The organism is Thalassospira sp. SN3W, assembly GCF_038070535.1.
Lineage (GTDB): Bacteria > Pseudomonadota > Alphaproteobacteria > Rhodospirillales > Thalassospiraceae > Thalassospira > Thalassospira xiamenensis.
This window is the reverse complement of sequence record NZ_CP121124.1, coordinates 373,483-386,650: the sequence shown is the minus strand read 5'-3', so window position 1 is coordinate 386,650 and position 13,168 is coordinate 373,483. Positions and strand designations below refer to the sequence as shown.

At 54.6% G+C, this 13,168-nt stretch carries 12 protein-coding genes; 9 read left to right on the top strand and 3 right to left on the bottom strand.

Annotation, left to right across the window (positions count from 1 at the left end; all coding sequences use genetic code 11):
- Positions 1–797: 797 nt before the first annotated feature.
- A complete protein-coding gene (locus tag P8T57_RS01590; RefSeq protein WP_341364396.1) occupies positions 798–1,793 on the top strand; it encodes a D-2-hydroxyacid dehydrogenase family protein in 996 nt (331 codons plus the stop codon).
- Positions 1,794–1,839: 46 nt separating this feature from the next.
- Here the strand turns inward: P8T57_RS01590 and P8T57_RS01585 are convergent, their stop codons facing one another.
- Positions 1,840–2,748 (bottom strand): EamA family transporter, encoded by a 909-nt coding sequence (locus P8T57_RS01585; protein ID WP_341364395.1) that lies wholly within the window; start codon positions 2,746–2,748, stop codon positions 1,840–1,842.
- Between the two features lie 210 nt (positions 2,749–2,958).
- Between P8T57_RS01585 and P8T57_RS01580 the strand changes: the two genes are divergently transcribed.
- Entirely contained in the window at positions 2,959–3,852 is an 894-nt protein-coding gene (locus P8T57_RS01580; RefSeq protein ID WP_341364394.1) for an AraC family transcriptional regulator, read from the top strand.
- 76 nt (positions 3,853–3,928) lie between these two features.
- Here P8T57_RS01580 and P8T57_RS01575 read toward each other — a convergent pair whose 3' ends face one another.
- Positions 3,929–4,960 (bottom strand): EAL domain-containing protein, encoded by a 1,032-nt coding sequence (locus P8T57_RS01575; RefSeq protein WP_341364393.1) that lies wholly within the window; start codon positions 4,958–4,960, stop codon positions 3,929–3,931.
- Between the two features lie 444 nt (positions 4,961–5,404).
- On the opposite strand from P8T57_RS01575, the gene P8T57_RS01570 reads away from it, so the two are divergent.
- The 7 genes from P8T57_RS01570 (at position 5,405) to P8T57_RS01540 (ending at position 12,043) form a co-directional block, all read left to right on the top strand.
- Positions 5,405–6,385 carry a C4-dicarboxylate TRAP transporter substrate-binding protein gene (locus P8T57_RS01570; RefSeq protein WP_341364392.1) on the top strand — a complete coding sequence of 327 codons (981 nt, stop codon included), beginning with the start codon at positions 5,405–5,407 and terminating at the stop codon, positions 6,383–6,385.
- Positions 6,386–6,474: 89 nt separating this feature from the next.
- On the top strand, positions 6,475–6,927 hold the full coding sequence (locus tag P8T57_RS01565; RefSeq protein ID WP_341364391.1) for a TRAP transporter small permease subunit: 453 nt from the start codon (positions 6,475–6,477) through the stop codon (positions 6,925–6,927).
- Positions 6,927–8,207 carry a TRAP transporter large permease gene (locus P8T57_RS01560; RefSeq protein WP_007091901.1) on the top strand — a complete coding sequence of 427 codons (1,281 nt, stop codon included), beginning with the start codon at positions 6,927–6,929 and terminating at the stop codon, positions 8,205–8,207. The genes P8T57_RS01565 and P8T57_RS01560 overlap by 1 nt, the downstream gene beginning before the upstream one ends.
- A 53-nt stretch (positions 8,208–8,260) precedes the next feature.
- Complete coding sequence (locus P8T57_RS01555) at positions 8,261–8,977, top strand: GntR family transcriptional regulator (protein WP_007091900.1); 717 nt, start codon at positions 8,261–8,263, stop codon at positions 8,975–8,977.
- Between the two features lie 146 nt (positions 8,978–9,123).
- The gene (locus tag P8T57_RS01550; RefSeq protein ID WP_341364390.1) at positions 9,124–9,990 is read left to right on the top strand and encodes an AraC family transcriptional regulator; all 867 of its coding nucleotides are present in this window, start codon (positions 9,124–9,126) and stop codon (positions 9,988–9,990) included.
- Positions 9,991–10,100: 110 nt separating this feature from the next.
- Positions 10,101–10,994, top strand: coding sequence for an EamA family transporter (locus P8T57_RS01545; RefSeq protein ID WP_007091898.1), 894 nt, complete (start codon positions 10,101–10,103; stop codon positions 10,992–10,994).
- A 65-nt stretch (positions 10,995–11,059) separates the two neighbouring features.
- Complete coding sequence (locus P8T57_RS01540; RefSeq protein WP_341364389.1) at positions 11,060–12,043, top strand: adenosine deaminase; 984 nt, start codon at positions 11,060–11,062, stop codon at positions 12,041–12,043.
- A 39-nt stretch (positions 12,044–12,082) separates the two neighbouring features.
- Here P8T57_RS01540 and P8T57_RS01535 read toward each other — a convergent pair whose 3' ends face one another.
- A complete protein-coding gene (locus P8T57_RS01535) occupies positions 12,083–13,066 on the bottom strand; it encodes a phytanoyl-CoA dioxygenase family protein (protein WP_341364388.1) in 984 nt (327 codons plus the stop codon).
- Between the last annotated feature and the right edge of the window lie 102 nt (positions 13,067–13,168).

Genomic DNA, 13,168 nt, shown 5'->3' with positions numbered 1-13,168 from the left:
GACGTGCTGCAACCACCGACGCCCGAACAGACCAAGGGCCATTTCCAACCTCGCCGACGGACGGCTATCGGGCTCTCCGTCCACCTCGATCACTTTCCGGTCCCGGCAACAACGTGCCGCTCTGGCCTCCAGACAAACCTCGGGCTTGCGCCAAACTCACCCACAAACGGTTTTCGGGCACACGGTCCTCACACTTGTCAGCCCCGTCCATCTTCGACGGGCCATGGCTTGCTGCTGCTGCCCCCGGCGACATTTCCGCCAACCGGTGAAGCCCGGACACATCTTGGGCCTTCGCCAGTTTGCCCCGCAGACGGATTTCGGGCGTACGGCCCCCACCTGTCCATCGTCGGCGGGCCGCAACTCACTGCTGCTCGCCGCTGCCCATGCTGCCATTGCCGCCGCTCCCGGCGAATTTAACGCTCCCTTGCCAAAAAGACGCACTTCTCCCGTCATGACAAATGACCGGGTTAGCCCCCTTAATCCTCGGGCAGAACGCCGCCGTAATGGCTCCGCCATCCCCCGATCAACATCCTGCGGGTCGCCCCGCCGCCCGCTCTGTGTATTTGTCCCTGCATCCCAATCACCTCTTTCATCCAGCCCCAAACGCAAAAACCCGCAAGGCACAAGGCCTTGCGGGTTTCGGTCCGGGTGCATTTCTCCCGTTGACTTTTATTTTATGCCATAGTTAAAAGAACAAATCAAGAACTTTTTTCCGATATTTGCGCCGATCTGGCTTGTGCCGGTATTCCTGTGATGCGAGTATCACGGACGCATTCGCAAACGACGCGGGATTTGGAATGAAGATCGCAATTCTTGACGACTATCTCGACAGCATTTTTCATCTGCCGTGCTATAGCAAGCTGGCCGGGCATGACGTGACCATCCTTCGGCAGAAATATAATGATCCGGCCGATCTGGCGGGCGCAATTGGTGATGCGGAGGCGGTCGTGCTGTTTCGCGAACGCACCAAAATCACCGATGAATTGCTGGCACATTTGCCAGGCGTAAAACTGATCAGTCAGCGCAGCGCCTATCCGCATATCGATGTCGATGCCTGCACGAAACGCGGCGTGTTGCTGTGTTCGAAACAGGGGGCGGGCAAGGCACCATCCTATGCGGCGGCGGAAATGACATGGGCGCTGATCATGGCATCCGCCCGCCAGATCGTCGAACAGAATGCGTCGCTCAAAGCAGGCCAATGGCAGATGGGAATCGGCAAGACATTGCGCGGGCGAACCATCGGCATTCTGGGATATGGCAAGATTTCGCGCGTGGTGGCAGGCTATGCCAGGGCGTTCGGGATGAATGTGCTGGTCTGGGCGTCCGAGGCATCGCGCAAGGCGGCTACTGATGACGGCCTTGATGTCGCCGCATCGCGCGAGGCATTCTTTGCCACGCCCGATATCATCACGGTACATATGCGCCTGACGCCGGAAACCCGCGGGACGATTACCGCCGATGATCTCGCCCGGATGCGGCCCGGCAGCCTGTTTGTCAACACATCGCGGGCCGGGCTGGTGGCACCGGGTGCCCTTCTGGCGGCCCTTGATGCCGGATGTCCGGGGAAGGCGGCGGTCGATGTGCTCGATACCGAACCCCTGATCGACGCCGATGACCGTTTTGCCAACCATCCCAACGTGCTGGCAACCCCGCATGTCGGCTTCGTGACCGAGGATGAGCTGGACATGCAGTTTGGCGATATTTTCGATCAGGTTGTGGCCTATGCCAATGGCGATCCGATCCACATGATCAACCCTGAAGTCTGGCACGGGAACAAAGCCAAACCGGCATAGATTGGCAAACGGTCGCCCGCGATACCGTCAGGCAACCGTTTTTTGTTCATGCCTTGGCCGCGGCTTTGGCGGCTCTGGCTTTTGCTCCGGGCAGGCGGGCAAATATCGTGATGTTGCCAAGAAAGATCATCACAAGCCCCGTCGCCCCAATCGGCGTCCAGACATAGCCTTCAAGGAAGGTCGAAACCGTAAGGGCCACCACCGGGAACAGGACGGTGACATAAGCCGCACGCCCCGCACCGACCCGGTGCACCAGTGCCAGATAGGCAATAAAGGCAACGACCGACCCCGGAATGGCCAGATACAGAAGCCCGCCAATATAGACCGGATCGGTCGGCAGGACCGGCGTCTGACCGCGCAGCAGGGCAAAGATCAGAAGCATGACCGCACCATAAGCCATGCCACGCGCGACCGCATCGCGGTTGGGAATACCCATCGCGTTCAGTTTGACCGAAACCATGTTGCCCATGCTAAACACCGCCGTCCCGCCAAGGGCCAACAAAAGGCCGGTGATGGCATGCGGATTATGCGACAGGGCATAAATCTGATTGGCAAACAGGCACGCAATGCCGCCAAGGCCAAACGCCGCCCCCAGGACAAAACGCAGACCCGGCCGCTGCCCATAAAAGGCCCAGTTGCCAAGCGCATTGAAAATGGTCGATGTGGTAAAGATCACCGCAACGATCCCCGATGCGATATAGCCGGTCGCCGAATACATCAGGATAAAGTTGATGCCAAACAACCCGCAGCCCAGCAGCACGATCCACGGATGGGCGCGCCACGGAACCGGCCGCCATTTACGCGACAGGATCAGAAACCCGCACAGCACGACAGCGGCCAGCAAAAAGCGATAGAAGATCGACATTTCAATCGGGATCGGCCCGATCTGAAGCTTGATCGCATACCAGGTAAATCCCCAGCAGGCCGTGACGATCAGAAAAAGCAATGCGGTCATGATAAAGTGGAAACTCCGGTGGCGAGAGGGAGAGAATGATATGTGGGGCATATCCGAAGCCAGTTTATAGACCGTTTTGAGGGGGACGGGCTTTCACGAACTTGCGGTGTTTTTCACAATCTTGCGCAAATCAATGCAGTCCTTCGCACGCCGGGCTTTGCAATATGGTGCTGCAATGCGATGATTGTGCCTTGGAAACAGGACGTGCCGATGTTTGTGCCCAATGGCCGATACCAGAATTTTGAAGTCTACAATCAGCTGATCGGTGATGCCGAACTGCTGAATGCGGGCGATTTTGGCGACAGCATTTCGGCGGCACACTGGCGGCGTAATGCCGATGTCATGACCCGCTATACCGATCCCGACCATCATACCATCAGCCTGTATGTCAATGGTGGTACAGGCATTAAACGCCAGATCGGACCCGATCCGCTAACCGGTGGCGGGCCGGGGCGTTGTTGCCTGATGCCGGCCCATCTGACATCGGACTGGGTGGTCAATGGCGAGGTCGAGCTGTTCCACCTCTATATCCCGCATTCCGCGTGGGAACGCGCGGTGGTCGAGGCGTTTGATATCGAACCCAACGCCGTTGAGGTCCCTGAAAAGACATTCTTCCTTGATCCCCTGATCGAGCAGACAATCCGCCATGCCATGTTGCCGCTGGACTGGAGTGCCCCGGCGGACCGCATGGCAATGTCAAGCGCCGGGCAGATGCTGATGGGGCATATGCTGCGTAGCTATTCCTCGAAACGGGATCTGGAATTCCGGGTGCGCGGTGGCCTGTCGCCGCAAATCAGACGCCGTGTGTTTGATTTTATCGAGGCCAATCTGGATCAGCCGCTGTCACTCGAACAGATTTCAGCCGAGGCAGGGCTTTCGCCCTATCACTTTGCGCGCATGTTCCGCCAGTCGGTGGGCGAGGCACCGCATAAATTTGTTCTGCGCCGCCGGATTGAGGCCGCCAAACGGATGCTGCGCGATCCGGCATTGTCGGTTGCCGATATCGCGCTCGCCACCGGTTTTTCAAGCCAGGCCCATCTGACCACGCGGTTCAGCAGCTTTACCGGCCTGACCCCGGCAAAGTTCCGAAGCGTCGCCCGGTAGCGGCGGGGGCGGCGATGTGCTTGTGCCCGCAGACAAGCGATGGCGTTGCGAGATTGCGGAATAATGGGATTGGGCTTTATGCGTTGCCGGCAAAGGGCAAGGCGTTTGGTCTGCCAAGCAGATATCCTTGCACATAATCCACGCCGTGATTGGTCAGGAAATCAAGTTCGCCCTGGCGTTCGATCCCTTCTGCGACGACGTCAATTTGGAGTTGCTTGGCCAGATCGATCAGCTTGCTGACGATGGCCTGTTTGTATTTATCCTGATCAACATGGTCGATCAGTTCACGGTCGATTTTAATGATGTCGGGTTGCAGCTGCGGCAACATGTTCAGGGTAGAATAGCCCGATCCGACATCGTCCAGTGCAACCCGAAAACCAGAATCGCGATAGGATTTCAGGATCGCACCAAGATGTTCAATACTGCGGACTTTTTCAGTTTCGATAACTTCAAAGACAACATTGTTGCGATCCAACCCGCATTCCGACACCACATCAATCGTTGTGCGCAGGCAGGAATCCGGATCGTAGATCGAACTTGGCGTGAAGTTGATAAACAGATTTCCCGAAATCCCTGCTTTGTGCGCGTTACGGACATTTGCAGCCCGGGCTGCCCGGTCAAGCTGGAACAGCAGATCGGCTGATTGGGCCGCGCCGAATAGTTTATCTGGTGTGATGACATTGCCTGTTTTATCGGTCCCGCGGATCAGGCATTCATGGGCATAGGGTTTTGTGATGTTTCCAACGGCAAAAATCGGTTGGAACACGGAATTCAGGCGATTTTCCCGCAGCATATCGCCAAGCCATTCCGCGCCGATCTGTGCGCGTATGGCGCCGAGCGACGTGACGCGCGCAATGTCGTCAAGTTGGGGTTCCCTATTGCCAGGTATGATCAGCGCCTTGGTGTCAGTGATTTCTTCGGGCAGCAGATTTTCGGAAATCGCGTCAATCAGCGGGCGCAGACCCGGACGGACATAATCAAGATAAAGCGTTGCAACGGATGTGCTTTTTTCTGCGGAGTGCCCGGACTTCTTGATATTGGCAAGAATTTTTCCCGTTGTATGTGCAACAGGAGGCCAAAGGTAAAGGCGGCCTTCACTTGGGGCCATTTCCGGTATTTGGTCGCACTTCTCGCAGAAGGTCAAAATCGTCTCCGCTTTTTGGTTTTCCAGATCACCCGAAGGTCCATCATCTTGTAAGATAATGACTTCCTTCATTAAAGCATATGGGATTTGGGTGTGGCAAAAAAAGCCTGAACGTCGGGCGAGATCGGACCTGCCTGCCAAATGTGATCGGCAAATATGATCGGATTTTACGCACATTCGACGGCGGCCAATTTCTGATTTTGCGTCCCAGATAGGTCAAAGATCATTTCTCGGTTGATTACAAGTTTCAGCGCCTGGAATTGAAATTTTCAATTAAGTATTTGATTTTTAATAATTTTTACAAGTTGAAAAATCGATTGACAAGATTGACCGGAGATATCTAAAATTTCAAACAAACTAAAATATCAATTAATGGCAAAATGCCAATCCAACGGGAGGACTTCCATAATGAAATTTACTGCGAAAACACTCGGAATCTGTGCTGTACTTGCCGGGGCGCTTGCTGCGGGCATGCCTGCGACGGCTGCAACGACGCTTCGTATCGGAACGGTTCTGGCGCCAAATGATCCGATGGGGCAGGGGCTTGAGAAGTTCAAGCTTGATGTCGAAAAAGCCACCAATGGCGACGTTATTATCGAGGTTTTCCACAATTCCCAGCTGGGTGACACCACCGAAATGATCGATCAGGCGCGTGCGGGTGCCGGTATCGGTACGGTCACGGATGTCGCCCGCCTGTCAAGTTTCGTTCCGTCGCTGGCGATCATGTCGGCACCGTTCCTGTTTGATACCTATGAACAGGCCGACAAATTTGCCCTTTCGGATGAATATATCGCCTGGGGTGATGAACTTCGCGAGAAATCCGGCCTCGTGATGATTGCATCGAACTGGTATCAGGGGGCGCGCCACGCCCTGACACAGAAACCGGTGAAAAGTCCGGCCGATCTTGCCGGTGTTCGCATGCGGACAATCGGTGCGCCTGTCTGGATTGAAACCATCCGCGCAATGGGAGCCGAACCGACCCCGATTGCATGGGGCGAAGTATACACCGCCCTTCAGCTTGGCACGATTGACGGTGCCGAAGCCCAGCCGACCGCAATCTGGAATGCCAAACTTTACGAAGTGATCAAGAATGTGACCAAAACCAGCCATATCCAGCTCGTGACCGCGCTGGTTGTTGGTGCCGAGGCATGGGATGAAATCTCTCCTGAAAATCAGAAGATTGTACGTGATCTTGCGGTCGAGGACGGTCGTTATGCGTCGCAGCTAACCATCGAGCTTGGCGAAAAGGCCCTTGAAGATGTTGCCGCAAGCGGGGTTGAGGTCAGCGAAGTTGACCTTGCACCGTTCAAGGAAGCTGTAAGGCCGGTTTACAAGCAGCTTGATCTGGAAGCCGAGGCCGCCATCGTCAATAAAGTTCTCGGTCGCTGATTTTCCGGTAACGGTAAACGTGCCTTGCGAATGTGCGTTGTTCCGCATGCGGGGCAACGCACATCAATCTTCAAGATGGAATGGAATACATGCTCAAGCAAATTGAGTTTGCCTGTGCCGGGATTCTGCTTGTTGCAATTGTCGTTCTGGTGGGCGTTGCGTCAATTGCCAGGGCGGTGGGATCCCCGATTATCTGGTCAATTGAAATGGCCCAGCTTACTTTCGTCTGGCTTTGCATGCTGGCAGCTGACATTGGCATGCAGGAAAACCGGCATTTCGGTCTTCAGATCCTGCAGGACAACATATCCCCCAAAGCACGCGATCTCGTCGAATTGTTCAATATCGTCGTGATCATCGGGTTCCTTGCGTTTCTGCTGTATTACGCGTGGGGCAACATGATTTTGATGCATCCCCGTCTTGTTGGCGCAACGCAAATCCATGCCTCTTACATCCATGCTTCGATGGTTGTCGGTCTGATCCTTTTGATGCGGACCATGGTGTTTAAGCTTATCGAACGAATTCGAAGCAGGGGGCAGTTCTGATGCTCATACTGATTGCGGTACTATTTACAGTTTTTCTGGTCATCGGAATGCCTGTCGCCTTTGCCCTAGCGCTTGCTTCGGTGCCGGTCTTCATTATGACCGGGGCCATGCCGCCAACCGTGGTGATCCAGAAAATGGTAACGGCAACACAAAGCTTTCCGCTTTTGGCTGTGCCGTTCTTCATCCTTGCCGGAAATCTGATGAATGTGACGGGGATTACGTTCCGTCTGGTCAAGTTTGCCCGTTTGCTAACCGGCTGGATGGCCGGGGGGCTGGCACAGGTATCCATCGTTCTAAGCTTCATGATGGGCGGGATTTCGGGGTCGGCCGTTGCTGATGCCTCGATGGAAGCGCGCCTTCTGGGGCCCAGCATGATCAAGCAGGGCTATTCCAAGGCATCAACGGCTGCGGTTCTGGCCTTCGGGTCGGTTATCACCGCAACCATTCCACCAAGCATCGGACTGATCCTGTTCGGGTTTGTGAATGAAGTTTCGATCGGTCGCCTGTTTTTGGCCGGCGTTCTGCCCGGTATTTTCCTGACGATTGTCCTGATGATCACATCCTGGTTTGTCGCGCATAAGAACGGCTATAAACCCGACCTGCCAAAGGTGCCGAGTGGAAAAGAGCTTTGGTCGAGCTTTTCGGAAAGCATCTGGGCGCTGGCATTTCCGGTCATTCTGATTGTCGGATTCCGCTTTGGTCTGTTTACCGCGACCGAGGCGGGCGCGTTCCTTGTTTTCTATGCGCTTTGTGTCGGATTTTTTGTTTATCGGGAACTGGACCGCAAAAAGCTTTACGAAGCGGTGACCGGCTCTGTTTCTGACCTTGGAATGGTGATGTTGCTGATCATTATGGCCGCCGTTCTGGGCTATGCCATGACCATTGAACGCGCACCCCAGCAGATTACCGAGTTCGTCACAACGCTTACCGAAAACCCAGTTCTGATCCTGACGCTTGTTGTCGCGGTTCTTGTGATCAGCGGCATGTTCCTTGAAGGAGCGGCCAACATCCTTCTGGTCACGCCGATTGTCATGCCGGTTCTGGTCAATGCCGGATATGACCCGGTCCATATGGGGATTTTGATCGTGACCCTGATCAATTTTGGCGGTTTAACGCCACCGGTCGGGGTCATCATGTTTACGGTTTGTGGCATTCTGGATGTCAAAACCGGGGCTTATACCCGGGCATCGATCCCGTTCTTCATTGCGATGGTGGTATTTTTCGTTCTGATGGCGGCAGTGCCAAGCTTGACGTTGTTATTGCCCAACGCATTGATGTAATGAAGGGACCAAGGGATGCAGGCACATGCGCAATTGCCGGGAGTTGAGTGAAAATGAATACATTCATGGGCGGTCTCATGCCTGTTTATGATAGCGCGATGAAAGCCAATGCGCATGTTCCTGCTTCGGCACTTGTTTATGAGGAACTGAGAAGCCGGATCATTTCGCTTGTCCTTCCGCCTGAAACAACACTGGTTCGGGCAGAACTGGCGGACAGTTTCAAAGTCAGCCAGTCACCGGTGCGTGAAGCCATCATGCGTCTGGAACAGGATGGGTTGGTCGCATCCTATCCCCAGTCGCGAACCGTGGTGACCAAGATTGATGTTGCTCGTATCCGCGAGGAGCATTTTCTGCGTGTTGCGGCGGAATGCGAAGTGGTGCGGCAATTGGCGGAAATGGGGGAAACTGCCGCCGTTGTCAAAGCCAAGGGCATTATCAAAATGCAGGAAGCCCTTGCGGGTGATATCGAACAGATTGATCTGTTCAAGCAGCTGGATGAGACGTTCCATGCGGCTCTTTTCAATGGGGTCAATCAATCAAACCTGCATGTGCAGGTGACGGCGCGCAGTGGCCATCTCGCACGTGTTCGCATGCTTGATCTGCCGCGTGCGGGTAAAATGCTTTCGGTGCTTGAAGGTCACAAGGCGGTAATTGCTGCGATCCAGTCCGGTGATGGCAATTTGGCCAGTTCGGAAATGCGGCAGCATCTTTCGGGAACCATGGAACGTTTGCCACAGATCGTTGAAGAAAACAGGGAACTGTTTTCATAAGGTTTTAGCCTTCCTCCCGGGCGGCCAATCAGCAAGACGTTTTTAATAAACGCCTTGCTGATTTTGTTTGTGCCGGTATCGGCTGTCGAGGGGCTTTGCGGAACTGCGGCAATCGCATATCCTGTGGCTCTTGAACAGGAACAGAAATGCAAACAAGTTTTCGCCAGTATCGGTCTGAAGCCGCCAGCCACAGTCACGACGATTTCCACCAGATCATCATTGCTGATCTTGGCATGCTCGAGCTTGAGGTCGAGGGGCGCGGTGGCTGTGTTTCGGGCCGCAGGCTGGCGTTTGTTCCGGCGGGCGATACCCATGCCTATCGGGCGTTGGGGATGAACCGTTTTCTTGTGCTTGATGTCGATATCGATCTTGCGGCGCAAACCGGGCTTGAACGGTTTTGGTATCAGGCGGGCGCGTCACCCTATCTTGAAGTCGGGGCTGGCTATGCCGGGCATTTGACAGGTCTTTTGCAAGGACTTGAGCAAAAGCGTGTGATATCGCGCATACGGCGATTTTCGCCGGATGGGCAGGGGAGCCTGCAATCTGAAAATCTGTCATTGCGTCATGTGGCGGGAATTGCTGTGTGTGAAAACACCTTTGCCGATGACGCGTTTGTTTGCAAAACTTTAGGCGAAGTCCTGTGCCATTCAGCAGCCACGCAAACTGACAAAGCCGACGCAGGCAGCATGATCCCGATGCGATTGCAGCGCCTGCTTGCCTGGATTGAGCTGCGCCTTTCTGAGCCGGTCGGGGTTACTGAAATGGCGGAGATTACCGCGCAATCGGAAAGCGCGTTATTTGCGGCGTTTCAAAAGCATCTGGGTACAACGCCGATGCGCTGGCTGGGCGAACAACGATTACAGCGTGCCTATGCAATGCTGAATGATCCGCAAAATAAAATGCCGCTTGGCGATATTGCGCGCGAGGTCGGTTTTACCGATCAAAGTGCATTTTCCCGTGCCTTTTCCCGGCGGTTCGGACATGCGCCGATTGCGCTTCGCCGCCGAACTTAAAGGCCTCCGAGTTTATCTCATTCGAATGAAATCCGGAGTTTCGGCAAAGACGTCTTCATCCCGACCTGCTTTGATCACCGCTGCGATTAGTTGAACTTCGGGATGGTTTCATGACTTTGCTTGATCACCGTACAAAGGCCACCATGATTGGTGGTATTGCCATTGTGCTTTGGGCCTTGCTGGCGTTATTTACGACAGAAGTCAGTGCCATCCCGCCTTTTCAACTGGTCAGTCTTTGTTTCTCCGTTGCGGCCATTTTCAGCTTTATCTGGATCGCGCGCGGCGGGTTGGCGGCATTTCAGGCATTGAGGCAACCGGTTGGTGCCTGGGTGCTTGGGGTTGGCGGGTTGTTTGGGTATCACTTTTTCTATTTCGTAGCCTTGGCCAATGCGCCCGCGGTTGATGCCAGTCTGATTGCCTATCTGTGGCCACTTTTTATTGTCCTGTTTTCTGCACTTCTGCCCGGCGAACGATTGCGCTGGTATCACATTGCCGGTGCGGTTCTGGGACTTTGCGGGGCTGCGGTTCTGGTGACCAAAGGGCATGGGTTTGATTTTGATCCGGCCTATGGTCTTGGCTATGGTGCGGCAATGGTTTGCTCTATCCTGTGGTCGGGATATTCGGTTTTGAACCGGCGCTATCGCAATGTTCCTGTTGAAGCCGTTTGCGGATTTTGTGCCGGTGCGGCGTTATTGGGTTTCATAACACACGGCGTGACTGAAATCTGGGTCATGCCGGATGCGGGGCAATGGCTTGCGATTATCGGGCTTGGTCTTGGCCCGGTCGGGGTTGCTTTCTTTGTCTGGGATTATGGCACCAAGCATGGCGATATTCAGGTTCTGGGTGTCGCGTCTTATGGTGCACCGTTACTCAGCACGATCCTGCTGATCGGTTTTGGCAAAGCCGAAGCAAGCCCGACCGTGATCGCGGGGTGCCTTTTGATTGTTGGTGGCGCGCTTTTGGCTTCGATAAAAATGCTGCGACGGAAAACGGTTGTTGCGTGACCTAGGGCCTTGTTGGCGCTAGAACTGGATCAGGAAAGAAAATAAGAAAATCCGGAGCGCCAGAAATGACACAGCATATTCCCAAGGCCGAATTGCATCTGCATATGGAAGGTGCGTTGACCCCTGCATTGGTGCGCAAATTCGCCGCCCGCAACGGTATTAGCCTTCCGGACGGGATTTATGATGATCAGGATCGGTATATCTGGTCAAACTTCCCCGAATTTCTGGGCAGTTTTGACAGGGCGAGTGCGGCAATCCGTACCGGTAAGGATTATGCCGATCTGACGCATTGGTATCTTTGCGAACAGGCCAAAGCGGGGGCGCTTTATGTCGAGATTTTCTGTTCGCCGTCACATGCACTGGAATGTGGCATTTCCTTTGATGATCATTTGAATGGTGTTGCCGAGGGGATTGACCGTGCCGGGAAGGAAACCGGAATTATCGGACGGATCATCATGACCTGCGTTCGCCATATCGGCCCGGAAAAGGCGATTGGTGTGGCGACTGATACGGTTGCGTGTGGTCATCCCTATATTGTCGGGTTTGGCATGGGCGGGAACGAAAGCATGTTTTCGCAGGAAGCGTTTTACCCGGCCTATAAAATTGCCGCCGATGCCGGGCTTGGATGTACAACGCATGCCGGTGAAGTTGAAGGTCCGCAAAGTGTCTGGGATGCAATCAACAAATTGCCGGTGACCCGAATAGGGCATGGTGTGCGATCCATCGAAGACCCGAAACTGGTCGAAGAACTGGTGAAACGCGGCATTGTTCTGGAAGTGTGCCCCGGATCGAATATTGCCCTGTCTGTATATCCGGATTACGCATCCCACCCACTGCGCAGGCTTTATGATTCCGGGGTTAAGGTGACGTTGGGATCAGATGATCCGCCGTTCTTCCACACAACATTGGCCGAGGAGTATCAGCGCGCTAAAGATGTGTTTGGTTTTAGCGAGAATGAGCTTCGCGGTATAACGCGTACCGCCCTTGAGGCGGCCTTTGTGGATGCGGACACGAAAGCCATACTGATCGCAAAGCTTGATGCGAACTAATACAAAACGCCCCAGAAATCCGGGGCGTTTTTTGTTCTGTTACCAGGCAACTTTACCCAGAAGCTTTTCACCAAGCGGTGTCAGCTTTGCGCGTTCATAGCGCGTCTGTTCCCAATTGCGCGGGTCACCCGGGAAGGCGTGACCGCGTGCCGGCAGGCGTTCCGACCAGCTTTTGGTCCGCCAATCAACAAGTTCCTGTTCCTCGGGCGTTGCCGGGGCCATGGATATATATTGCGCAACGCGGCTCTGGTTGGACCGGTTGGCGCGAATGCCATGTGCAAGCAGGCTATTGAAAATCAGAAGATCGCCCGCCTGCATCGGGATGCGCTTGGGTTCATAAGGAATATTGGCGATGTCCGGCCGGAACGGGTCTCGGTCCTTTGGCGCGGTGGCAAGCCATTCGGCGAAATTGGCAAACAGGTCCGGTACGCACTGGAACCCACCCATATCATCATTGGTGTCGACCAACGATAAAACGCCCTGCACATTGATCGGCAACGGGTCCTGACTGGTATCGGCGTCCCAGTGGATGAATCCATCAAAGGCACGCGTGCCGACATTGGGCGTATTAAGGTTGGCGCGATCAATCGATACCCAAAGATCGGTCCGATCCCAGATATCGACAAACGCGTCATAAATCCGCGGCGTCTGGCGGTTATCCCACATTGATTGATGATGATAGGCTTCGACCATGCCGGAATTGTTCAGTTCGGTCATGGCATGGTCGCGCATTTGCGGCCGGGCCCAGCTTGCCGGATCATTCGGATCCATTTCCTGAAATTCCCAGAGGAAATCGACGGTGGCTTTGACCTGTTCCTGCGGGACGGCATTTTTTACGACAACAAAGCCATAGGTTTGCCAGTGTTTGAAGTCCGCATCCGATAGCACGCGGAGCGGCAGCGATTTTTTAAGATCACGCAATTGCGTGCCGGTGACTTCCTTGACCGAGGCATTGCCCGGCCGGTTCGCATTCGGGCCGGTCGGGGCCATTGTTGCCATGGTTGTGTTTGCCAGCATGCTCATGATTTTTCCTCCCGCATGGTTCATGATGTTGGAACCATTCTAGAGGGCCGCAATGGTCGCGCCCACTGACAGGGCGGACATAATATGATACTATTCGGCCAA